Below are 23,853 nucleotides of genomic sequence, written 5' to 3'. Positions count from 1 at the left end.
GAAGCTGATCGGGTCGAGATGCTCGCCGGCGCTCAGGCGCACGACGCGAAACTGTCCCGCCACGCGCGCCGCCAGCCGCGCAAGTTCGGTCGATTTGCCGACGCCGGCGTGCCCCATCAGCAGCGCCTTGTACGGGGCGCCGGCATGCGCCCGGCCCAGACCGAGCGCCAGGCGGTCGACGACGCGCCCGCCACGCAAATCGTCGATCTGCGAGCAATAGAAGGCCGCCAGCTCATCGGCGGCGAGCAAAGGCCGGGGGGAAAGCGTCTGGTAGGCGTCGTCGAGCGTCGTCGCGGGGCTGAGCATACAAGTCTCCATGGGTCGCGTGCGCCGGCGCGAAACGGGCCGGCCAGGCGCAGGATAGCGCGTTTGGCGCCGCGCTTCCACGCCCGCACTGGCAGGTGCGGCGGCGCGCGCCCGGCGCACGGCGAGGCCGGACCGATGGGCGCCGGCTCGCTCACTCGTCGCTCATGGTCCTCCCTTGCCCTGCCCTTTTCGTTCACAATCCCGTCGCCATGTCCTCCCGCCTGCTCTACTGTCTCGCCGCCTCGCTGGCGCTGCACCTCGGCCTGCTGCTGCCGGATATCGCGCAGCACGACACGGACGCGCCACGCACCTGGCTGCACGCATCGTTGCGCCAGCCGCCGCAGCCACCACCACCGGCGCCGCGGCGCCCGGCGCCAGACGAGCGGCTGCTGAAAAACACCCTGCCTGGCGAAGAAGGTCGAACGCTCGCCGCGCCCGCCCGATCACCGAGGACGATCGAGCGCAGAGCCGACAAGCACAGCGTCGAAAATGCGCAGCGCAAGCTGGCGCAGCACGTGTTCTACCCGCCCGAGGCCATTGCCCGCGGCCTGGAAGGCGAGACCCGCCTGCTCCTGAGGCTCGACGCGAACGGTCGCATTACCGAAGTCAGCATCGCAGCCTCCAGTGGTCACGCCATCCTCGATCAGGCTGCCGTGCGGGCGGGCCGCGCATTGGGTCGCCTGAACTGGAGTGAAAACCGGGAACTGTTGCTGCCGGTCGTCTTCCGGCTGGAATAGTGCTGCGCGCGAGATGCCGGGCAGCGACATTGCCTGGCTTTCCCGGTTGCGTCGCCGGCCGATCTCATCAATAATCCGATTCCGCCAGACCATTACTGAAATGCGCGGGCTACAATGAATTTAAGGGGAATTCTGGTTGTCGCGCTGTCCTTGGCCGTCGCTCTCGGCGGCGCCGGCTGCGCGACGCCGCCACCGCCACCGCCCAAGCCGGAGCCGAAACCTGATCCGACAGTCGTTCGCCTGGAGCTCGTTGGCGACTCGCAAGTCAATTCCGATGCACGTGGCCGGCCGTCGCCGGTCGTCGTACGCTATTACGTGCTGCAGAGTCTGGCGCCTTTCGAGGCGGCCGATTTCTTCACCCTCTTCGAGCGCGACGAAGCCGCGCTCGGCACGAGCAAACTCCTGCGTGAAGAGCTGACGCTGAAACCCGGCGATACGCACAGGACCGAGTTGCGGCCGCCGCCGGAAGGCAAGTTCCTCGCCACTTTCGTTGCCTACCGCGACTTCAACAAGCTGCGCTGGCGCGCCAACGCAGCGTTTCCGCTGAACAAGACGAGCAGTTACTCGATTCTCGTCGGAAGGTACGGGGTCCAGATCAGTTCGAAGTTTCTCTGGGCGCCCTGATCGGCCCGCTGCACTGCTTTCGCTGAACAACTCTTTGCCTGATCGGAAGCCGCCATGTCCTGGTACAGTAAAGTTATTTGGTCGGAAGGACTTTTCCTGCGTCCGCAGCACATGCAGCAACAGAATCGCCACGCCGAGTGGCTGGTCGAGGCGCGCGCGCGCGCGCTGGGCAGTTTTTTCTGGGGGTTCAGCGAGCTCGAGCTGGATGAGGGCGCCTTGAGCACCGGCAAGGTGGCGCTGGTTGCCGCGCGCGGCGTTCTGCCAGACGGAACGCCCTTTGATTTCCCGGGGGTTCACCCGGCACCGCCGGCGCTCGATTTTCCTGCCGATGCACGCGATGCGATCGTCTATCTCGCCTTGCCGCTGCGTCGGCCGCAGAGCACCGAAGACGCGCAGGACGACGACGGCAGCGCACAGCTTGCGCGCTTCTCGCAGGCCGATCAGGAACTGGTCGATTCGACAAGTCGCGAGGGAACGATGCAGCCGATCAAAGTGGGCCTCCCGCGGCTGCGCCTGGCGCTCGACAAACAGGTCGGTGACGCCTTCGTGCGCATCGGTGTCGCCAGGATCACCGAGCGGCGGCCCGACAACCGGCTGTTGCTCGACCGCGGTTACATTCCGCCGGTTCTGGCCTGCCGCACATCGTCGGTGCTGCTCAGTCTGCTGCGCGAAGTCCAGGGCCTGCTCAGGCAACGTGCTGACGCGCTCGCCCAGCGCGTTGCTCAGCCGGGCGCCGGCGGCGTGGCGGAAATCGCTCACTTCATCTACCTGTTGACACTGAATAGGCACCAGCCGGTCTTCGATCATTTCGCCGAACTGTCGCAACTTCATCCCGAAAGGCTGTTCGTCCGCCTGCTCGAACTCGCCGGCGAACTGGCCACGCTGGGGCACAGCGAACGGCGACCCGAAGCGCTTCGAGCCTACGACCATGATGCGCTGGAGCTGTGCTTTTCCCCGCTGATGCGCGAGATCCGGCGCTTCCTGGCGACCGTGATCGAGGAAAGCGCGATGCAGATCGAGCTTCAGGACCACAAACAGGGGCGTTATGTCGGCCTGATCACTGATCGCAGCCTGCTCCGTCAGGCGGGGTTCGTTCTGGCGGTCAAGGCCCAGATGGCGGGCGAGACCTTGCGCACGCATTTTCCCGCGCAGAGCAAGCTCGGACCGCTGGAGAAGATGCGCGACCTGGTCAAACTTCAGTTGCCCGGCATCGCCCTGCAACCGCTTGCGGTCGTACCGCGACAGATCCCCTACCACGCCGGCTTCAGCTATTTCGAGCTCGATACTACCGCCGACCTCTGGAAGCAACTCGATAATTCCGGCGGCCTGGGCATCTACGTGACTGGAAATTTTCCCGCCCTCGAACTCGCGCTCTGGGCAATTCGCACCTGAACAGAAAAGCTGCCCCCTGACGACTGGAGACCGGCCCGATGACGCACGACGATCCCTTTCTGCAGCCCCCTTCTGACCGTACGCTGTTTGTTCCGTCACCCGGTGCACGCTCGGCACGCGCCGCCGCCGGCGAACGATCGGCCGGCAGCGCTCAGCGCTTCGAGCGGGTGGAGCTGTCGGCGCTCGACTGGACAAACGGACTGAATCCACTGGTCGCTGCGGCCAATCCCCTGCTCAACCTGGCGCCGCAATTGCGCCAGGCCCACCATCCCGACCCGCAGGGCCTGCGCGAAGCGCTCGCCCGGGCAATCAGCTTGTTCGACAGCAAGGCCAAGGAGCGTGGCGTACAGCATGAGCAGGTAATCGCTGCCCGCTATGCGCTGTGTACCTTCCTCGACGAAACCGCGGCGAACACGCCCTGGGGCGAGAAGGTGTGGGCGCAACGCAGCCTGCTCGTACAGTTCCACAACGAGGCGTGGGGCGGTGAGAAGTTTTTTCATCTGCTCGGCCGGCTGGCCGAACAGCCGGCCAGGCACCGCGATCTGCTCGAGCTGTTCTACCTCATCCTGTCGCTCGGTTTCGCCGGACGTTATCGCGTCCAGGACAACGGCCGCGCGCAACTGGCCGCGGTGCGCGAGCGCCTGGCCCAGATGCTCGCCGAGCAACGCGGCGAAGTCGCGCGAGAACTCTCGCCGAACTGGCAGAGTACTGCCGGCAGCAGCCGGACGCTGCGCCAGGCGATGCCCTTGTGGACGATTGCTGCGCTTGCCATGCTCATCCTGGCGCTGGTCTACATGCTCGCCTCGTTCGCACTCAATCGCCGGTCCGACCCGACTTTTGCCTCGATTCTCGCGCTCAAGGCGGTTCCCTCGGTGCCCGCCGCGCCGGCACCCGCGCCAGCGCCTGCGCCGGCAGTCAAGGCGGCGCCACGCCTGGCGCATTTCCTTGCGCCCGAGATTCAGGCCGGCAAGGTCGCCGTACGCGACCTGGCCGACCGCAGCATCGTAACCGCACAGGGCGATGGCCTGTTCGAGGCGGGCAGCGCAACACTCTCGGCAAGCTTCGTACAGTTGCTCGAGCGCATCGGCGAGGCCGTAGCCCGAGTCGATGGCAGCGTCCTCGTTCTCGGCCATACCGACAACCAGCCAATCCGTTCGGCGCGCTTTCCGTCCAACTGGCACCTGTCACAAGCGCGCGCCGAGGCTGTTGCGGCAACGCTCGCGCCGCGTCTCGGCGAACGCCCGCGCATCAGGACCGAAGGCCGGGCGGCGAGTGAACCGCTGATGAGCAATGAGACGCAGGAAGGCCGGGCGCAAAACCGGCGGGTCGAGATCATCGTTTTTGCCGCGACGCGCACCCTCTGAGACGCGGCTCAACCGACAGGGGTCGAATGATGAAGAAGTTCTTCGCTGCCTTGCTCCATCCGCTCGTCCTGAGCGTGCTCGGCATACTCGCGCTGGCAATGGTGATCTGGTTTGTCGGTCCGCTGATCGCGATTGCCGGCTACGAACCGCTCGCTTCGCCGAACGTACGCTGGCTATTGATCGGCCTGCTCGTCCTTGCCCTTGTCCTGCGCTGGTTGATCCGCCTTTGGCGTGCGCGCGCCAACAACGCGCGTTTGCTCGACGGCATCGTCGGCACGCGCACCGAGCAAGCAGTCGTCGAGCCGGCCGAGCTGGCGACGCTGCGCCAGCGTTTCGAGGAGGCGCTCAAGGTTCTCCGTCAGAACCAGGCGGGACCAGACACCCGCGGCCTGGGCCGGCTGGCCGCGCTGGGGACCAGGCGCTACTTGTACCAGTTGCCCTGGTACGTCTTCATCGGCGCGCCGGGCTCAGGCAAGACGACGGCGCTGGTCAACTCGGGCCTGCGTTTTCCGCTCGCCGAGAAGTTCGGCAGCCACGAGCTGAAGGGGATCGGCGGAACGCGCAACTGCGACTGGTGGTTCACCGACGAAGCCGTGCTGATCGATACCGCCGGGCGCTATACCACGCAGGACTCGGATCAGCCGGTCGATCGCGAAGCTTGGCAGGGATTTCTCGCGCTGCTGCGCAAGCACCGCCCGCGCCAGCCGCTCAATGGCGTGCTGTTGACGATCAGCCTCGGCGACCTGCTGGCGCAGTCGGAGGCAGAAGCAACGCGCCATGCCGACGCCCTGCGCAACCGCGTCCAGGAACTCTACACGCAACTCGGCGTGCGCATCCCGGTGTATGTCGTGCTTACCAAGAGCGACCGGATCGCCGGTTTCGACGAATTCTTCGCCAACCTCGGCAAGGAAGGCCGTGCGCAGGTCTGGGGAGTCACTTTCCCACTCGAGCAATCGGCCGAGCAGGCGCTGCAAGCTTTGCCAGGCAGTCTCGCCGCCTTGCTCGAGCGGCTCGACGGACAATTGCTGACGCGCCTGCAGGAGGAGGCCGATCTCGGCCGCAGAGGCTTGATTGCCGCTTTCGACCAGCAATTCGCTGCCGCCAGCCGACTGCTCGAAGGCTTTCTCGGGAAAGTCCTTGCGCCCTCGGGCTTCGACCATCCGCTGCTGGTCCGCGGCGTCTATTTCACCAGCGGGACGCAACAGGGAAACCCGATCGATCGCGTGCTGGCCAGCCTCGGCGGCGCTTTCGGACTTGAGCAGCGCGTCCTGCCGCCGCCGGCAGGCAGCGGCAAGAGTTTCTTCCTGAGCCGCCTGCTGCGCGAGGTCGTTTTCGCCGAGCAGCGAGTCGGCGGCACCAATCTGAAATGGGAGCGCCGACGCGGCCTGATCCATACGGGCGGGCTGATTGTCCTCGCACTGCTGACGCTCGGCCTGCTCCTCGGCTGGACGCTCAGCTATCTGACGAACAGCCGTTACCTGGACGAAGTGGACACGGCCACCGAAGCCGCCAAACCGCTCGTCGCGCAGTCGGCGGGGACGGCGCAAAGCGATGTGCTCGGCGTGCTGAGCGTGCTGGAGAGCGTTCAGGGAGTCTCGGCAAGCGCCACACGACAACGCGGTGAGGCGCCGCTGAGCATGGGTTTCGGCCTCTTCCAGGGCGACAAGATCGACTCGGCCGCGGGACAGGCGTATCGCGGACTGCTGCGCGAAGTCCTTTTTCCCCGCCTGGTGAACCGCGTCGAAAACCAGCTCCGCAGCCTGGACGGGAGCAACCTCGAATATGCCTACGAAACGCTGAAGGCCTACCTCATGCTGCACGATGCCCGCCACTTCGACAGCGAGGCGCTCAAGGCATGGATCACGCTCGACTGGGAGCGTAACCTGCCACGCGAAGTGACTGCCGATCAGCGGGTTGCCCTGAGCACGCACCTCAACCGTCTGTTTGCCGACGGTCCGGTCGCTTCGCCAGTCGTCCAGGACGCAGCGCTGGTCAGCCGCACGCGTGAAATGCTTTTGCGCTACCCGCTGGCGAACCGCATCTACAGCCGCCTGAAACGGCAAGGTGTAGGCGATGCCTTTCCCGACTTCACGATACCGGACGCCGGCGGACCAAGTTCGACGCTGGTCTTCGCACGCAAGAGCGGCGCCCCGCTGACCCGTGGAATTCCCGGCCTCTACACCTACGATGGCTATCACCAGGGCTTCAACCGGCAGGTCGCAGCAGCGACCAGGAAACTCGCCGAAGAAGATCCCTGGGTCCTCGGTGCGAGCCCGGGCAGTGGCGCAGCGCGCGAGGTGGGCAGCGTCGCCAACGATGTGCGGCGGCTTTACCTGGCGGATTACGTGAAAGCCTGGGAAGCCCTGCTGGCCGATCTGACGATCGTCCGCTCGGGCAGCCTGAGCCAGAGCATCGAGACGGCGGGCATCCTGTCCGGCCCCGACTCGCCGCTACCCAGACTGTTCAAGGCCATCGCGCGGCAGACGACGCTGACCCCGCCGGCAACCGAAAAGTCGCTGGCCGACAAGGCCGAAGAAAAGCTGGACAGCGCCAAGCAGGAGTTGCGCAAGGTTTTCGGCGCCGCCGGACAGACCGCACCGGCGCTCCTGGGTGGGCCACCGCTGCGTCTGGAAAGCATCGTCGATGAACGCTTCGCCGAAGTCCGCCGGCTGGCCGGCGGCGGCGACGCGCCGGCCGGAATGGATGCCGTCATGCAGTCGCTGAAAGATGTGCATGCCCAGCTCCTGGCGACGGACCAGGCGATCAAGAGCAAAGTAGCGCCGCCGCCAGGGGGCGCTGCGGGCAGCGCAAAAAGGGACAGCGCGCAGCACCCCGAGCCCATCCGCTCGATGTTGCAGCAATTGTCGAACGTCGGCTCGAACCAGATCGTCGTTGCCACCCGCGACAGCCTGAACTCGGCGGTCGGCGCTCAGGTTGCCCAATTCTGCAACCTGGCCATCGATGGCCGCTATCCTTTTGCGCGCAGCAGCAAGCGCGATGTGACGCGTGACGACTTTGCCCGGCTGCTCGGTCCCGGCGGCCTGATGGACGACTTCTTCCAGAAGAACCTTGCCCAGTACGTCGATACCTCGACCCGTCAGTGGACGTTCAAGAAGGTGCAGGAACAGTCGCTCGGCGGCTCGGGCAACCTCGCCCAGTTCCAGCGTGCGGCGACGATCCGGGACGTCTTCTTCAGCAAGAGCGGTCCAATGCAGCTCATCATCCGACCGCTCGAAATGGACCCGACGATCAGCCAATTCACGCTCGATGTCGACGGTCAACTGGTCAAGTACGCGCATGGCCCGCAGGTTCCTCAGTCGGTGCAGTGGCCGGGCAGCAAGGGGGGGCTCTCGGCGCGCGTGCAGATTGCTCCACCCGGGCCGACCGGCGTTTCCGGACACGACGAAAGTGGCCCCTGGGCGATCTACCGCCTGTTCGACCGGGCGCGCATCGAAGGGCTCGGCGACCCGGTCAAGTTCAAAGTCACGTTCGACGTCGACGGCCGCCAGGCCAGCTTCGAAGTGAGCGCGAACAGCGTCCAGAACCCCTTCCGCCTGCGCGAACTCGCCGAGTTCCGGTGCCCGAGCGGTCTCTAGGCGGCAAGGCCGGTTCGATGACTGGCGGCGCTCCTGGCTGGTACGGCAAGCTCCCGGTACTGGGCGATTTTGCCCATCGCCGTCTGCCGGCCGATTTCATCGCCGCCTGGGATGCCTGGCTCCAGGAAGGTCTCGGCCACAGCCGCGGCGAACTCGGCAACGACTGGCTCGACAGTTATCTCACCGCACACGTCTGGCATTTCGTCCTCCTCCCCGGCGTTCTCGGTGCACACACCTGGACGGGCGTCTGGATGCCGTCGGTAGACCGCGTGGGCCGCTACTTCCCGCTCACCCTGGCCCGCGCCTTGCACTCGCCGCCGCAGCTCAGCACCTCGTTTGGCGGACTTGCCGAGTGGCTCCGCGGTCTGGAGGAATGCGCACGTCTCGCCCTGCGCCTGGTCGATGGAATCGAGGCTTTCGAGGACGCGCTCGCGGCGCTCGCCGCGCCGCCGGACAGCGTGAGGTGGCCCAGACGGATTCGCCGTCTGAGCGAAATGCTGGCGCGCGATGAGCGGCTGATCGAGTTGCCGGCGGCCGACAGTGAGTCCTTCCCGTCAGCCAGCCTGGTCGCTGTCGCCGACTGCTGCCTGGAAATCGCGCTGACCGGCCATTCGCTCTGGTGGTGCCACGGAAGCGACGGACAAAGTGGCGGATTTTTACACCAGCACTTGCCGGCAGCGTCGTTTATGACGAAGATGCTGACTTATTCTCCTGCCGGCAGCATTGCTGCAAATATCCGAGGTTGATGACGTGCCCGGTTCCGACGACGACAAGACGATAGCGCTCGGCAGCGTTGGCAAGCCGCTGCCGAAAACGAGATCCACCATCGGCAAGACCAGGAGTATCTCGCATAATGCACTGCCGATCGGCACCCGTCTCTCCGAGTTCGAAATCGTCGATCTGGTCGGGGAAGGCGGTTTCGGCATCGTGTACCTCGCCGAGGATCACTCACTCCACAGGCGCGTCGCAATCAAGGAATACATGCCGTCGTCGCTCGCCGAGCGCGGCGATGATGCGTCGGTCGTCGTGCGCGCAGAACGACACCAGGACACCTTCGAGGTCGGCCGGCGCAGCTTCGTCAATGAGGCTCAGTTGCTCGCGCAGTTCGACCATCAGGCGCTGCTCAAGGTCTATCGGTTCTGGGAGGCGAACGGCACCGCGTATATGGCCATGCCCTTCTACGCGGGCAAGACCTTGCGCGACGTGCTCAAGGAACGGAGCAGCCCGCCGGACGAGCAGTGGATACGCAAACTCCTGATGCCGATCATGGAAGCGCTCGAACTGATGCACGGCGAGAACTGCTTTCACCGGGATGTGGCGCCCGACAATATCATGATCCTGCGCGACGAAAGGCCAGTCCTGCTCGACTTCGGCGCCGCGCGACGGGTGATCAGTGACAAGGCACAGGCGCTGACCGTCATCCTCAAACCGGGTTTTGCTCCGATCGAGCAATACGCCGACATGCCCGGGATCAAGCAGGGTCCGTGGACAGACATCTACGCGCTGGCCGCCGTCGTCTATTTCATGATCCTGAGTCGCACGCCGCCGCCATCGGTCAACCGCATGATGCAGGATTCCTACGAGCCGCTGACCGTCGTCGCCGCAGGCAAGTACTCCGACCGACTCCTGCGGGTGATCGACCAATGCCTGGCCGTACGGGCTGAAGACCGCCCGCAAGCGATCGGCGAGCTGCGTGAACTGCTGGGTTACAGCCCCGACCCGGGAACGACCTGGATCGAGATTCCGGCCGAAACCCAGATCATCGCAGCCGGCAACGAGCAGGCGCAGAATGACAGGGAATCTGCCGACACGCAGCCCTCGGTCGCCGCCGTCCTGGAACCGACGATTGCGTCCGCATCGCCGGCCACACCGCCGCCAGCCGCGCACTCGAGCGAAGCGCCGCTACCACCATCACCGGCGCAGCCGGCAGCAGCTCGGCGAGCGCGCTTGGGGAAAGCGCATTACGTCGGCGCCGCACTCGGCGCCAGTCTGCTCGCTGGAGTCCTTGTCCAGACTCTGAGCACACCGCCGAAACCACCGCCGGAGCGCGTTGTGCCTGCCCCGCCGGCGCCACCCCAGCGCGCGGACAACGTCGTTGATCCCCCGGTGCCAGCCGCGATGCCCAGCCGGCCACCGGTCACCCTCGAACAGGCGCTGGCGACGATTGCCACGGGCTCCGACAGCAGCTTCGCGCTCAGCGCAAGCGAGGTGCACACCCCACTGACCATCGACCAGGACGCGCTCGCCTTCACGCTGCGCAGCCAGCGTGGCGGTTATCTCTATCTCTTGTTGCACGATACCGCGACCGCCCGGGTAAGCCTGCTGTTCCCGAATGCGCTTGACCCGGACAATCGAGTCGATGCCGGCAAACCGATCCTTTTTCCGAGAGCGACCTGGGCGTATCAGGCAGACCAACCCCCAGGCAATTGGCAACTGCTGGCCATCGTCTCCGCCGCACCGCGCCGCTTCGCGCTGCTGCAAGACGAAATCAGGGACGGCGTCGCCAGCTCGCCGGCCCAGCGCGTCGAGGAGCGCCTGAACCACGCCGACGCCGGGCCAACTGCGCTGCTCGGAGTAGCCGAGTGCGCCAAGGAACCGAGCTGCCCGTCGGACTATGCGGCCGTGCGCTTGACCGTCGAAGAGGTCACTGCCGGTAGTCGGCACCCCGTCGCAGCGGCGAGCAGCGAGCCCGCCACGAGCGCGAAGGCCAAGGCCGCCGGCGGCACGGAGGGGACACCGTCGCCGGATCTGAACAAGCAACTCGAGGAAATGCTGAAAGCGAAATAGGCGGGAGTCTGCGCCCTTTCGCTCTCCACTGAAGCTCGCCCGGCCAGGCCGCCGCAGCCTCTGGCGCCGCGTCGCCGCGCTCTGCCATGCGCTCGCCGGGCTACAGAATCACCGTCGTTTCATCCGGCACCTGGTCGGATACCGTAACGCAGAGCGCCGTGTAATTGTCGTTGTCACTCGGTGCGCGCTGGCGTATCAGCCGGCGCATCAGTCCCAGCCACTCGGCGGCGCAGGAAGCTTCGGCGAGAAGCTCTTCCATTTCGGATTCCTGGATATGCTCCCACCAGCCATCGGTGCATAACAGGAAGAAATCACCCGAAGTCAGCGGTGTGGCTTCACGCACCACCGACAACGCGAGCGCTTCGTTCGAACCGATCGCCGAGGTGAGCAGGCTGCGTTGGGGATGAGTCCGGATCATGTCCACGCTGCCATAACCCGCATCGATCAGGTTCTGCACGACGGTGTGATCGCGCGTCTGATAGACCACCTGGCCATGGCGAAAGAGGTAGATCCGCGTATCGCCGACGTGCCCCCACACCGCTGTTCCGCCAGGCCGGTCGATCAGCAGGATGACCGCCGTGGCGTGCATGTCGTCGGTCGTGCTGCCGCTGCCCTTCTCGTTGACGACGGCATCGTTCGCCGCTTCCAGCAGCGCCACCGCATCGTCCGGTTCAGCGCTCGGCCGCGGTGCAAAAAGGTTCAGGACCGTACTGACGACCAGGCGCGCAGCGATATCGCCGCTGCCATGTCCGCCGGCGCCGTCCGAGACGACCCAGCAGCAGCCACCCGACGACGTCCAATACCCGCAAGCATCCTCGTTACGGCTCCGTCCGCCCACCTCGGACAGAAAATAGGTCTGCACCTCAAGCATCGGTCTCTCACCCCGTCTGTTGCACCGCCCACCGGGTCATCGGCTTAGTGCGCATCGTCCTTCGCCTGCAGACGCGCTACCTGCTCCTCGTAAGCCTTGACGAACTCGCGATTGAACAGCGCATCGAAATCGTCGCTCGCCTCGCGCGATATATCGCCATACATCTGCGCGAAGAGATCCCACAGCTTCGCCTTGCGGCTGGCAGGCACCAGACTGTCGAGCAGACGCCGGTCGGCGACCCGCCGCTCGAGTGCCGCCGGCTCGAAACGGTTCAACACGCCCGACAGCGCCGCACGCATGCCGGCCATGAAGCCAAACTGGTGTGCCCGCAAGTCGTCGAAAGCGTCGCGCATCGCTTCGTCAGCCTGCATGAAGCCCGGCATCCGGGGACGCAGCAACTGGGCCAGGGCAAAGCCCGCATCGGGCGAAAACTTGAGCGGATTGTTGCCTTGCGGGGCAACCATCGTCACCTGCGCACGCACCTCGCGCTTGGTCTCCCGGCGTGCCTTCAACAGGTCGACCGTCCCCTGCGTTGCCTCACCCAGCAGCCGGCCGATCCGCTCCATCAGCGCCGGCGTCAGCGCCGGCAGATTCACCGGCACACCGAGCCCGCGCTCAAACGCCGCCAGCAACTCGGCCGGCGTGCCGCTGGCAGCAGTCGCCGTCTCCGGGTCCAACGCCGCTGCCGGCACCGGACCAGCCTTCGCGTGCGGTGCAGCTAAGCCCGGCAGACTGCCTTCCTCCGGCCGGCGATCGACCGATGACCGTGCTTGACGGTCGACGACAGGCCCGTCTTCCCACGAGCAAACGGCGACCCCCGCACCGCCCGCGCGAGCGGCCCGCTCTCCCGGTCCGACAGGTGCAGCGGCTCGCCTTTCCGCAGGCGGCGTCGGCGTCTGCAGCGGCGGCAACTCAAGTGCCTGGTTGAGCACCGGCGCGTTGTCGCGTTCTGGCGCAGGCGCCTTGACCGCAGGCGCTCCACCGAAGTAAGCCATGGGGTCAAGCGGAAGCGAACCGCCTCCACCCTGTTGCGGCACGCCGTCACCGAGAGAACTCTCCGCCAACGGATCGCGCTGACCGCCCCCCAACCCGAACAGCACGTCGACCGACTCTTCCGCGCCGTAACCGAGACCAAGCGGGTCGTGGCGCAGCTGTTCCGAACCGGAGGGTGGTTCCCCACGGGGAGCGGGCGACGGCGTATTCCTCCCCGCGTCGTGCGTGGGAACTGAAAAAACGGCAAAGGGATCGTCACCGGCCGGCGATGGCCGATGCCCAGCCGCCGCGTCGCCGGCCGCCAACTCATCGAACAGACCGCCAGCCGGTCGACCCGAATCGATCGAGCCACCGACACCGGCGACCGGCTGATCGACCGCAGGCGGCGCGCCTGGCGGACCGCCGAAAACGGGCGGCGGACGGGAGAATTCGACGCGCAGGAGGTAGCCGGCGATCGAGATCTCGTCACCCTCGGCGAGTTGAACCGCTGCTCCCTTGCCCAAAGGCCGACCGTTGACCTGCGAGGGATTGGTGCCCTCGTCGATCAGGAAGAAGTGCTCGCCGCGCCGCTCGACGCGCGCCTGCAGGCGCGAAACGTGCTTGTCCGGATCAGGCAGCACGATCTCGCTTGCCGGATCGCGGCCAATCGAACCACCGCGTGCAGCAAAATCGAAACCGATCGCCTGAGCGAGCGGTTCGCCCATGAATCGAGTGACGGAAATGCGCATGGCTAGCTCTCTTGCGGCGGTGCGGAATCGTGGCTACTTGACGAACTTTATTCATATTACCAGCATCCGGGGATCGAGTCGCCTACTCTCGTGCTTCGCCCGAGGCGCACCCGGGCGAGCGCTGCCGCTGGTCGCTGGGCGCGAGGCATGGATACGCTCAGCACAGCGCGAGCGTTGCGCCTGCGTCAGGCGAACGAGACGCCCGCGCGGCCAGGACTGCGCCGTTCGACCCGCCCGGGTGCGCGGCGTCTGCTCTGCCGGCGGTCGCCGAGGTGTCCGATTGACGGCGGTGCTTTGCGCTGCCTATACTCCCGCCCTTGCCGAAAAACCCGTTGCCTGATTCCGCCGAGCCTCGCCGCGAACAGGCTGGATCCGGGAGGCGACGCCCAAGGGAGCGAGGAGTAGCGTATGCGCCGCACGAAAATTGTCGCCACGATTGGCCCCGCCACCTCGGCGCGCGCGGTGCTGCAGGATCTGCTGACCGCCGGCGTCGACGTCGTCCGCCTCAACGCAGCGCATTCAGACATGGCGACGCACGCCAACAACGTCCGCCTGGTGCGCGAGCTGTCGGCGGCGCTTGGGCGCAGCGTCGGCGTGCTGGTCGATCTGCCCGGGCCGAAGATTCGCACCGGTCTGGTTGCCGGCGATGCCGCCGAGCTGGCCACCGGTCAGGAGTTCGTCCTCAGCGGCAGCGACGACGGGCGCGGCGACGCGCAGCATGTCGGCACCACCCTGCCCGACCTGGCCAGTTGGGTTCAGCCGGGCGACGACGTGCACATCGCTGACGGAGCAATCGTCCTGCGCGTCCTGCAGTCGGTCGGCAACGACGTGCGCACTGAAGTCGTGCGTGGCGGAACGCTGCGTTCACGCAAGGGAATGAACCTGGCGCGTGCCGAGGCCTACGTCGAGCCGTTCACCGAGCGTGACGCGCTCGCCCTGGAAATGGCGATTACAGCCAAGGCCGACTTCCTCGGACTTTCCTTCGTCCGGCGGGCGGAGGATGTCGAACGCGTGCGCGCCCTGCTCCCCAAACGCGGACCGCGCCCCGCACTGGTGCCCAAGATTGAAACCGCGGCAGCGGTCGACAACCTGCCTGGCATCATCAATGCCTCTGACGCGGTGATGGTTGCGCGTGGTGACCTCGGACTGCAGATGCCGGCGCGGCGTGTGCCCTTGCTCCAGAAGGAAATCATCCGGATGTGCAATCGCGCCGGAAAACCTGTCATCACGGCTACCCAGATGCTCGAGTCGATGACCCGCTCGCCACTGCCCACACGCGCCGAAGTCAATGATGTGGCGAACGCCGTCCTCGATGGTACCGATGCACTGATGCTCTCCGAGGAAACGGCGGTCGGCCTCTTCCCGACGCAAACGGTGAGCATGATGAGCGAGGTTGCCGAATCGGCCGAATCCTGGGCGCACGACCGTGTCGACCCGGGCGAGATCACCGTCGCCGACGCCGATCGCGTCGCCTGGGCGGTCGCCCACGCCGCCGTGCAAGCGGCCGAGTACCTGGGTGTCGCGGCCATTCTGTGTCCGACGCGCAGTGGGCAAACCGCTCGCCGGGTTGCCGCCTTCCGGCCGAAGATGCCGATCGCCGGCATCTCGATGGGCAACCAGGTCCTCGGCGGCCTCAGCCTGGTCTGGGGCGTACGGCCGCTGGTCGTCAGCGAAGCCCTCGAATCGGATCCGCTGCGCATCTCGATCGCCGCTGCCCGCGCGGCAGGGATCGTTCGCGAGGGCGAACTGGTCGCGGTCGTTTTCGGATCGGCTGGCCCGCGGGCCGGCAGCACCGACAGCGTACGCATCATTCGCGTCTGAGCGCACACCCGCCGGCCGCTCCGGCCGACGCTTGCGGCAGACGGCTCGCCGCTCAGGGCAGCGAAAGTATCCAGCGCACCAGCACCCTGATATTGTCGAGCCCGACGCGCTTGTTGGCCGACATGTAGTCGTTCCCCCAAGCGCCACCGCCGCCCTCGTGCACCTTGTTGACCAAAGCCTCCTCAACCTCCGGTTTTCCCCGGTAGCGCTTGGCCACATCGCGCCAAGCCGGACCGCGCACGGTCTCGTCGATGTCGTGGCAGGTCAGGCAGCGGCTGCGATCGGCCAGGTCAAGCATCGCCGGGTCTACTGCAGGGGGCGGCGCGGCGAGCGCCGCGCGCGACAGCAAGACCAGTAGCGACAGCCAAATGTGCGCTCTCAACACCTTCTCCTTTCGCCGTTGCGCGCCTGGAGCGCCCGCCATGCGTCGCCGATCGCTCGACAAGCGGCAGACACGAAGCGGGGGGCCACCGCCCCCCGCCAAGCTGCGACCCGGGTGCCGATCGATCAATAAATGTCGTGCTGTGTATTGTAGACGTTGAACTTGCCGGTCGGGGTGACCAGGCGTGGATCCTTGATCACCGCCTTCACCGTGCGTGTCTTGTCATCGACGACGACAATCGCTGACGGCTCGGTCTTGTTGCCAGTCCACACCGAGAACCAGATCTCGTCACCCTTTTCGCTGTATTCGCCGTGTACGACGCGCTGAATGCCTTTCGTCTTGCCCAGATTGGCCGCCGCTGCCAGATCGATCACCTGCGGCTTGGGATCGGCGCTGCCCAGTTCATCGATGTTATACACGGTGACTGAGCCGGCCATCTTCGGGTCCGGGTTGAGCGGAGCGTCCGCCCACAGGTTCTTCGACTTCGGATGCGTCTTGACGAACAGCGAGTTCGCCCCATGATTCTTGACTTCCTGAACGACCTTCCAGGCGTGCTGGGGATTGCGCCCAGGATCGGTGCCGATGATGCTGATCACGTCGGCACCCAGGTGTGACGTTGCCCAGACCGGGCCGAACTTCGGATGGACAAAGTTTGCGCCACGACCTGGGTGCGGGATCTTGGCTGTATCGACCAGCGCCGCGAGCTTGCCTTCCTTGGTGTCGACGACGGCAACCTTGTTCGAGGCGTTGGCGGCGACCAGGAAGTAGCGCTTCGAAGCATCCCAGCCACCATCGTGCAGGAACTTGGCCGAGTTGACCGTCACTTCCTTCAGATTGGCGATGTCCGAATAGTCGACCAGCTTGATCATGCCGGTCTCCTTGATGTTGATCACCCACTCCGGCTTGATGATCGACGACACGATCGAAGCCACACGCGGTTCAGGATGGTACTCGCCATCGACCGTGACGCCGCGCGTCGAAATCAGCTTCAGCGGTTCGAGCGTTTCGCCGTTGAGAATCGCGTACTGCGGCGGCCAGTATGAACCCACGACGGCGTACTTGTCCTCGTAACCCTTGTACTTCGAGGTGTCGATCGAACGTGCCTCGTAGCCGGCCTTCATCGTCGCGACGATGGTCGGCTTTTCGTACCACATATCGATCAGGTCGTAACGACCGTCACGCCCAATGACGTGTACGTAACGCCCGGAGGCCGACAGGCGCGAAATATGAACTGCATAGCCGGTCTTGACGATACCCCAGATCTGTTTCGTATCGCCATCGATCAGCGCCACCTCGCCGGAGTCACGCAGGGTCACCGAGAAGACGTTGTTCAGGTTGATGTTGTTCATCTTCTTCGTCGGGCGCTGGTCGACCGGCACGTGCAGCTTCCAGCTCGCCTTCAGATCCTTCATGCCCCACTCGGGCGGCGCTTCGGCCGGCATCTGAATATACGTCGCCATGTTGGCAATTTCCTTCTTCGACAGGATATCGTCGAAGTTCGGCATACCGCCCTCGGTACCGTAGGACATGATCTTTTCGAGACGCGCGCTGCCCAGCTTGGACGTATTCGCCGGTTCGAGGTTCTTGCCCGTCGCGCCCTTGCGCAGCATGCCGTGGCAACCGGCGCAGCGCTCGAAGTAGGTCTTGCCGGCAGCGGCCTTCTCTTCCGCCGAAAGCGTTGGCGTTGCGGCCGCCGCCGGCGCTGCAGCCGCCGGTGCAGGTGCTGCGGTTTTCTCCGCCGGCGCGGCAAACGCCATGTTGACGGCAAACGGCAGCGCAGCCAGCATCAATACCTTACCCATTCCTTTCCGCATGCTTTTTTCCCTCTCCTAATGAAATTGCTCAGCAGCCGCCTACGGTCGGGTCTGCCCGAGAACCCCTGAAGGATGGCATGCCGGGAATGGGTCGTTCCTTGACTTGGATCAAACAAGCCATTGACCTGGATCAAGAATGCTGATGACTTGCGAAAAAGGCACATCCATCCACGTCATCCACATGGCTATATTTCGATTCGGGTTGAAATCACCGGCGAGAGGCGCTTATGCTTGCAACCTGATCGACTCCAGGACGGAAAACAGGCAATGAACGACACGCCACCAGCGGCGCCCAGCGGAATCGTCCATCTCGTAGGCAGCGGCCCGGGCGATCTTGAATTGCTCACGCTGCGGGCAGCGCGTTTGATTGGCCAGGCTGACGCCATCGTCTACGATCATCTGATCGCCGACGGCGTCCTCGAGCTGGCACGGCCTGACGCCGAACGAATCTACGTCGGCAAGGAAAGCTCGAACCACAGCTTGCCACAGGAGGAACTGAACCAGTTGCTCGTTCGCCTGGCGCGCGCCGGCAAACAGGTGGTCCGCCTGAAGGGCGGTGACCCCTTCATCTTCGGACGCGGCGGCGAAGAGATCGAGACACTGGTCGACTCGGGCATTCGCTTCGAGGTCGTCCCCGGCGTCACCGCGGCGGCTGGCTGTGCCGCCTACGCCGGCATCCCCCTGACCCACCGCGAGCACGCGCAATCGGTCGCTTTTGCCACCGGACATCTGAAGGACGGGACGGTCAACCTCGATTGGCCATCGCTCGCCCGTCCGCGGCAGACGGTCGTCTTCTACATGGGCGTCGGAGGACTGGCCGAGATTTGTCGACAACTGATCGCACACGGTCTGCCGCGAGACCATCCGGCGGCCGTTGTCTACAGCGGTACGACGCCGCGCCAGCGCGTCGTCACCGCTGACCTGGCGACGTTGCCAGAGCGGGTTGAAATCGCCGGGATCACGGCGCCGGCACTGATCATTGTCGGCACGGTCGTCCGCCTGCAGGCGAAACTCGCCTGGTTTCACCCGGGCTAGACGGGACGACGGTTTCGCCGAGGCGCAACGCGACGAGGCGCAGGCTTCGCCATCCCCCCCGACACCGGATCATCTGCCGCGAGCATCCGACCTCCGGCCGTGCTGCGCCGAAGCCGCAAGATCAACACAATCTCAGCGGCGGGCGCAGCAAAGCGCTGTGCGCCAGACTGCCAGCCCCTGGTCCCTGCGGCGGGCATGCTACAATGCGCGCCCTGCGCGGGACACCGGAACTGTTCTGGATGGCTTGACCATCGAGCGCACTGGTGGCCCGTGACCGCCGGTCAACCGCCAGTGCCGTCGTGTTCCTGTTGGTGCCGAGAGGGGGAATCGAACCCCCACGATGTTCCCATCGGCGGATTTTGAGTCCGCTGCGTCTACCGATTCCGCCATCTCGGCTTTCGCCCGCAAGCTGCGGGCTGGAAGAGGCTCCGATTATCGCCGATTGCAGTGCTGTCGACAAGCGTGAGGAACAGTAGCTCGCTTTACCTGCTGGTGCTCACCAGACGCTCCCGAATACCCCATCTGACTGTCCGCGCCGCATATGCTGACCATCGACGACTTTGACTTTGACCTCCCCGCCGAGCTGATCGCGCAGCAGCCAGCCGCCGCGCGCTCGACCAGCCGCTTGCTGGCGGTCGGCGACGCGGGACTCGGCGACTACCTCTTCGCCGATCTGCCCAGGCTGGTCGACCCCGGCGATGTGCTCGTCTTCAACGACACGCGGGTGATCCGCGCGCGCCTGTACGGTCGCAAGGAAAGCGGCGGCCGGATCGAAGTCCTCATCGAGCGCGTCGTCGATGCGCGCCGCGCAACCGCCCAAATCCGCGCCAGCCACTCGCCGAAACCCGGCAGCCGCATTCTCCTCGAGGACGCAATCACCTTCAGCGTGCTTGGGCGAAGCGGCGATGACGACGAGTTCTTTGCGCTTGAGCTTTGCGGCCCCGGCGACGTGTGGAGTCTGCTTGAACGCCATGGCCACCTGCCGCTGCCGCCCTACATAAGGCACACCGCCGACGCGGAAGACGAGAAGCGTTACCAGACGGTATTTGCCCGGCACCCGGGTGCAGTCGCCGCGCCCACCGCCGGTCTGCATTTCGACGAAGTCCTGCTCGACGAGCTGCGGAGCATGGGCGTCGAACTGACGTGGCTGACCCTGCATGTCGGCGCCGGGACCTTTCAGCCGGTCCGCGTACACAATCTGAGCGAACACCGGATGCACGCCGAGCGCTACTCGATACCACCGGCGACGGTCGCCGCCGTCGCCGGCGCGCGCGCGCGCGGCAGCAAGGTGATTGCCGTCGGCACGACCAGCCTGCGCGCGCTCGAAGCGGCCGGACAGAGCGGCGCGCTGCAGGCGGGGACGGGTGAGACCGCGCTGTTCATCACGCCCGGCTATACCTTCCGGGTCGTCGACCGGCTGATCACCAACTTCCACCTGCCACGCTCCACGCTGCTCATGCTCGTTTCGGCCTTTGCCGGAACGGCGACGATTCGCCGGGCTTATCGCCATGCGGTCAGCCGCAACTATCGTTTCTTCAGCTACGGCGACGCCATGCTGCTCAGCCGCGCCTGAGTCCACCACCACGCCCATCCGATCCGCTCGACCCTGCCTGCCATGACGCAACTGCGCCTGAACACCAATGTCCTGAACCGCCTGAACAAGTACGATCTGGTGCCCGATGCACGCCGAGTCGCGCTGATCAGCGCGCTGTTGTGGACGTATTACTCGCAGACCGAGCTGTTGGCGATGTTGCGCGACCTCGACCTGCGCACGGTCGACGGACGGGTGTTCGACCACGCCGCTGCGCGTGAGGCCATCGCCGAACTACGTCGTCGCGAACTGCTGGTCGTCGATCCGAGCCGGATCGCCGCCTTTCGCCTGGTCGACGCGCTACGCATCCCACTCTACCGCGACTTGCTGGAGACCAATCCGGGCGACATACTGCCGCGCCTGATCACCGAGCACAACAGGCTGCCGGAATGGCTGCCCGGGCAAGGCCAGCTCTGGCCAACCGGGGCAGGATCGACGACCATCGCGTACATTCGGGCGAAGTTCATGACCGGCGCGTCGCACAATGAGATGATCGAACTGCGTAATGCAGTCACACGTTTGTCCGACTGGAGCGCGATAGTTCAGGCGGCGATCTATGAAGGCTTCGATGGCCTGAGCTTCAGCCGCATCGACCCGACCTGGCGCGCGCACCTGACGGCCAACGCGGTGGCCAGCACCAGCCTCTTCTGGTCGACCGAGTTCGCGCCGGTGGTCGAATGGGCGTTCGACCAGGTGTTGCGTCAGGCTGAGCCGCTGCCGGTCGAGCTGCGCCTGCTGCTCGCCGACCTCGCCCTGCTGCGCGGCGAGCGCAGTCTGTTCGATCTGGCCCTCGCCGGCATCGACGGCGGTCTTGCGGCGGGCGTGCGCGCCGCGCAGCTTGTCGCGGATGGCCAATGGGCGGCCGGCCAGGCGGCCTTTGAAGCCGCTTTCAAGCTACGCCGCAGCGACGTTGGCGGAACCCGGCGTCTCCTGCCGGAAACCTACTCCTGGTTCTATGTCATCGCCCTGCTCGCGCAGGCGACGCCGAAGCATCTGCAGCTCGCGCGCAAGTTCTGTCGCGGCGAAAGCTACCCGCAACGTGGGCCATACAGCACGAGCTGGACCCGTTGGCTGCAAGCGATCGACGTCCGTCTCGGCGCTTGCCCGGCCCGCCGCAGTTCCTTCGCGCCAGGCCACACCCCACCGCGCCCGGCGAGGGTCGACGACCTCTGGGCCGTGCTCGCCGCTGCCTGGCTGGGTAGCGACAAGCTGGCGCAAGGCGGCGAACAAGAACCGACCAGAAGCTGGCGGGCGACTTTCGACAGTCTGCGGCAACGCCTGACTGCCTGCCATCTGCAGACGCTGCTGCACATGCTCGACGGTGCAGAAGCCGTCCTCGATGGCCGCGATCCACCGGAAAACTACTTTATCGCTGCACCGCGCCAGCAATGGCGACAGGTTCTCACCAGCCTGCAAGCACTGGCCGCCGACGCAACGGAGCCCACCGAAACGGGTCGCGAAGGGACGCGCCTGTGGTGGTTGATCGAGGTCGACCCGAGCGGCCGTCTTACCGCAATCAGACCGCAGGAACAGAAAAGCGGCGTTCGCGGCTGGAGCAAGGGACGCGACATCAGTCTGGCCAGGCTCGCCGGCGATGCGCCATCGCTGGCGCCGCGCGATGCGCGCGTCGCCCAGGCCATTCGTCCGCTACGCGGTTATAGCGGACGCTACCACCTCGACCTCGCCGCCGCCATCGTAGCGCTCGTCGGCCATCCCTACCTGGCGCTGGCGGAATCTCCACAGCAACTCGTCGAACTCACCGAGGGCGTGCCCGAACTTGAGCTGCTGCGCCAGAGCGACCACTACGTCATGCGCATCGAGCCACCCTTGCGTCCGGGTAGCGATGAGGTCTTCTACGGCTACCCGTTGACGCCTGAGGAAAGGCGCGAGCAGGAAGCGCTGCGCCTGATCACACTCGTCCGCGATGGCGCACAGCGCTTGCGCCTGGTCCGCTTTACCGAGGCGCAACAGCAGGCGGCACAACTCATTTCCGGCCGCTTCGCCGTGCCGGTCAACGAGCCAGCCGCGCAAAGCGAACTCGACAAGGCGCTGCGGGCTTTGGCCGGACATTTCCAGGTCCACGCCGACGCCGAGCAGGCGGCTCGCCGGGTTGACAGCGACTCGCGGCTGCACGCGGAGCTCTCGCCGCTCGGCGAACATCTCGGCTTGCGCCTCGTCGTCGTGCCGCTGGGCAGCGCCGGGCCGCGCATGGCGCCGGGCGCCGGACGCCGACGGCTGATGGCGGTGCTCGACGGCGAGACGGTCGGGACTGAACGCGATTTCGCCGCCGAGCAGCGGAATCTGGACGCTGTCATCGACGCGCTGCCCTTTCTTGAAGACGGCGATGCCAGCGAAGGCTGGGTCATCGAAGACGCTGAACTGGCGCTGAGCGCGGTCGAAACGCTGCCCACCTTGCCGGCTGTGGCAGCCATCGACTGGCCGAAGGGCAAAAGCGTGCGCGTCGTGACCGTCGACGCGCAAGGCCTCGGCGTACGCGTCAGCCGCGAGCGCGACTGGTTTCGCCTCGACGGGCAGGCGACACTTGACGAGGGACTGGTCATCCAGCTTACCGCGCTGCTCGAGGCTGCGCAGCAGAAAAGCCGCTTCGTCCCCATCGGTGACGGAGTCTATGCGGCACTGACCCGCTCGCTCAAACAGAAACTGAGCGACCTCGCGGCAGTACTCGAAAGCGACAAGGAGGGCGGCAAGGTCCCGGTGATCGCCGCCGCCTGGCTCGACGAGGTGCTCGACGGCAGTCAGACGGAAGCAAGCGCTGAATTCCACCAGGCGCTCGAACGGCTGCGCCAGGCGCAAGCCAGTCAGCCACAAGTTCCGCGTCTCTTGCAGGCGACGCTGCGCCCCTACCAGGAAGACGGCTACCAATGGGCGATGCGCCTGGCAAGCGCCGGCATGGGCGCCTGTCTGGCGGACGACATGGGCCTCGGCAAGACGCTGCAGGCGCTTGCCGTGCTCATCGAGCGCGCTGCCGACGGCCCCGCGCTGGTCGTTGCGCCAACCTCGGTATGCGGCAACTGGCAAGCGGAGATCGCGCGGTTTGCGCCCAGTCTGAATGCCCGCATCTACGGCGAAGCGGGCGAAGCCGAGCGCGAGCAGGTGCTCCAGCAAGCGGCAGCACAGGATGTCGTGATCGTCTCCTACACCCTGTTGCTGCTCGCCCAGGAGCGCTTTGCCGAGCGCACCTGGCATACGCTGATCTGCGACGAAGCGCAAGCGATCAAGAACGCCGCTGCCAAGCGTTCGCAGGCCGTCTTCGACTTGGCGGCTGGTTTTCGCCTGGCGCTGACCGGAACGCCGGTGGAGAATCGGCTGGCTGACCTCTGGTCGATCATGCGCTTCGCCAACCCTGGCCTGCTCGGTAACATCAATCGCTTCAACCAGCGCTTTGCCGGGCCGATCGAGCGCAACCGTGACCGCGAGGCGCAACACGTTCTCAAACGACTGGTCGGGCCTTTCGTCCTCCGCCGAACGAAAGCCGAGGTGCTGCAGGAATTGCCGGCGCGCACCGAACTGATCATTGCCGTCACCCCGGAAGCGGCTGAAGCCAGCCACTACGAGGCGCTGCGCCGACTGGCGACGCAGGAAATCGAGCAGACGCCCGATAGCGCCCCGGAGACGCAACGGCGCTTCAACATCCTGGCGCAGCTCACCCGCCTGCGCCGCGCTGCCTGCGACCCGCGCCTGGTCAGTCCCGAGGTAGCGACTGCCGGCGCCAAGGTACAGGCTTTCGGCGAACTCGCCGCCGAACTGATCGCCAATGGTCACAAGGCCCTGGTCTTCAGCCAGTTCGTCGA

Annotated in this window: 15 protein-coding genes, 1 tRNA gene and 1 pseudogene; 11 read left to right on the top strand and 6 right to left on the bottom strand. The window is 65.8% G+C overall.

Annotated elements, in window-relative coordinates; all coding sequences use genetic code 11:
- Positions 1–306, bottom strand: a pseudogene (locus RKP46_RS12185) (hypothetical protein); the annotation flags it as partial.
- A 209-nt stretch (positions 307–515) separates the two neighbouring features.
- On the opposite strand from RKP46_RS12185, the gene RKP46_RS12180 reads away from it, so the two are divergent.
- The 7 genes from RKP46_RS12180 to RKP46_RS12150 all read left to right on the top strand — a co-directional run bounded on the left by RKP46_RS12180 (position 516) and on the right by RKP46_RS12150 (position 10,806).
- Positions 516–1,043 carry an energy transducer TonB gene (locus tag RKP46_RS12180; protein ID WP_311106888.1) on the top strand — a complete coding sequence of 176 codons (528 nt, stop codon included), beginning with the start codon at positions 516–518 and terminating at the stop codon, positions 1,041–1,043.
- A gap of 114 nt (positions 1,044–1,157) precedes the next feature.
- Positions 1,158–1,667: a type VI secretion system lipoprotein TssJ gene (gene tssJ, locus RKP46_RS12175; RefSeq protein WP_311106887.1), complete on the top strand. Its 510-nt coding sequence runs from the start codon at positions 1,158–1,160 to the stop codon at positions 1,665–1,667.
- A gap of 54 nt (positions 1,668–1,721) precedes the next feature.
- Positions 1,722–3,059 (top strand): type VI secretion system baseplate subunit TssK, encoded by a 1,338-nt coding sequence (tssK, locus tag RKP46_RS12170; RefSeq protein WP_311106886.1) that lies wholly within the window; start codon positions 1,722–1,724, stop codon positions 3,057–3,059.
- A 38-nt stretch (positions 3,060–3,097) separates the two neighbouring features.
- On the top strand, positions 3,098–4,423 hold the full coding sequence (locus RKP46_RS12165) for a DotU family type VI secretion system protein (protein WP_311106885.1): 1,326 nt from the start codon (positions 3,098–3,100) through the stop codon (positions 4,421–4,423).
- Positions 4,424–4,449: 26 nt separating this feature from the next.
- Complete coding sequence (tssM, locus tag RKP46_RS12160) at positions 4,450–8,019, top strand: type VI secretion system membrane subunit TssM (RefSeq protein WP_311106884.1); 3,570 nt, start codon at positions 4,450–4,452, stop codon at positions 8,017–8,019.
- Between the two features lie 17 nt (positions 8,020–8,036).
- Positions 8,037–8,765: a type VI secretion system-associated protein TagF gene (gene tagF / locus RKP46_RS12155; RefSeq protein WP_311106883.1), complete on the top strand. Its 729-nt coding sequence runs from the start codon at positions 8,037–8,039 to the stop codon at positions 8,763–8,765.
- A gap of 4 nt (positions 8,766–8,769) precedes the next feature.
- A complete protein-coding gene (locus RKP46_RS12150) occupies positions 8,770–10,806 on the top strand; it encodes a serine/threonine-protein kinase (protein WP_311106882.1) in 2,037 nt (678 codons plus the stop codon).
- A gap of 100 nt (positions 10,807–10,906) precedes the next feature.
- Here RKP46_RS12150 and RKP46_RS12145 read toward each other — a convergent pair whose 3' ends face one another.
- Both RKP46_RS12145 and tagH read right to left on the bottom strand, forming a co-directional pair.
- Positions 10,907–11,677, bottom strand: coding sequence for a protein phosphatase 2C domain-containing protein (locus tag RKP46_RS12145; protein WP_311106881.1), 771 nt, complete (start codon positions 11,675–11,677; stop codon positions 10,907–10,909).
- A gap of 44 nt (positions 11,678–11,721) precedes the next feature.
- Positions 11,722–13,398 (bottom strand): type VI secretion system-associated FHA domain protein TagH, encoded by a 1,677-nt coding sequence (tagH, locus tag RKP46_RS12140; RefSeq protein WP_311106880.1) that lies wholly within the window; start codon positions 13,396–13,398, stop codon positions 11,722–11,724.
- A gap of 408 nt (positions 13,399–13,806) precedes the next feature.
- On the opposite strand from tagH, the gene pyk reads away from it, so the two are divergent.
- A complete protein-coding gene (gene pyk / locus RKP46_RS12135; protein WP_311106879.1) occupies positions 13,807–15,219 on the top strand; it encodes a pyruvate kinase in 1,413 nt (470 codons plus the stop codon).
- 52 nt (positions 15,220–15,271) lie between these two features.
- Here the strand turns inward: pyk and RKP46_RS12130 are convergent, their stop codons facing one another.
- Together RKP46_RS12130 and RKP46_RS12125 are read right to left on the bottom strand one after the other, a co-directional pair.
- Positions 15,272–15,601: a c-type cytochrome gene (locus tag RKP46_RS12130; RefSeq protein ID WP_311106878.1), complete on the bottom strand. Its 330-nt coding sequence runs from the start codon at positions 15,599–15,601 to the stop codon at positions 15,272–15,274.
- Between the two features lie 125 nt (positions 15,602–15,726).
- Entirely contained in the window at positions 15,727–17,415 is a 1,689-nt protein-coding gene (locus tag RKP46_RS12125) for a cytochrome D1 domain-containing protein (protein ID WP_311106877.1), read from the bottom strand.
- A 267-nt stretch (positions 17,416–17,682) separates the two neighbouring features.
- Between RKP46_RS12125 and cobA the strand changes: the two genes are divergently transcribed.
- Positions 17,683–18,450 (top strand): uroporphyrinogen-III C-methyltransferase, encoded by a 768-nt coding sequence (gene cobA, locus RKP46_RS12120; RefSeq protein WP_311106876.1) that lies wholly within the window; start codon positions 17,683–17,685, stop codon positions 18,448–18,450.
- Positions 18,451–18,759: 309 nt separating this feature from the next.
- Here the strand turns inward: cobA and RKP46_RS12115 are convergent.
- Positions 18,760–18,846: transfer RNA gene (locus tag RKP46_RS12115), tRNA-Leu, on the bottom strand.
- 145 nt (positions 18,847–18,991) lie between these two features.
- On the opposite strand from RKP46_RS12115, the gene queA reads away from it, so the two are divergent.
- Together queA and RKP46_RS12105 are read left to right on the top strand one after the other, a co-directional pair.
- On the top strand, positions 18,992–20,023 hold the full coding sequence (gene queA / locus RKP46_RS12110) for a tRNA preQ1(34) S-adenosylmethionine ribosyltransferase-isomerase QueA (protein ID WP_311106875.1): 1,032 nt from the start codon (positions 18,992–18,994) through the stop codon (positions 20,021–20,023).
- Positions 20,024–20,065: 42 nt separating this feature from the next.
- On the top strand, positions 20,066–23,853 hold a 3,788-nt coding region (locus RKP46_RS12105), incomplete at its 3' end, for an SNF2-related protein (RefSeq protein WP_311106874.1).

The sequence above is a fragment of the Accumulibacter sp. genome (genome assembly GCF_031732815.1).
Taxonomy (GTDB): domain Bacteria; phylum Pseudomonadota; class Gammaproteobacteria; order Burkholderiales; family Rhodocyclaceae; genus Accumulibacter.
The sequence above is the reverse complement of the archived record's forward strand: the minus strand, read 5'-3'. Positions and strand labels throughout refer to the sequence as shown.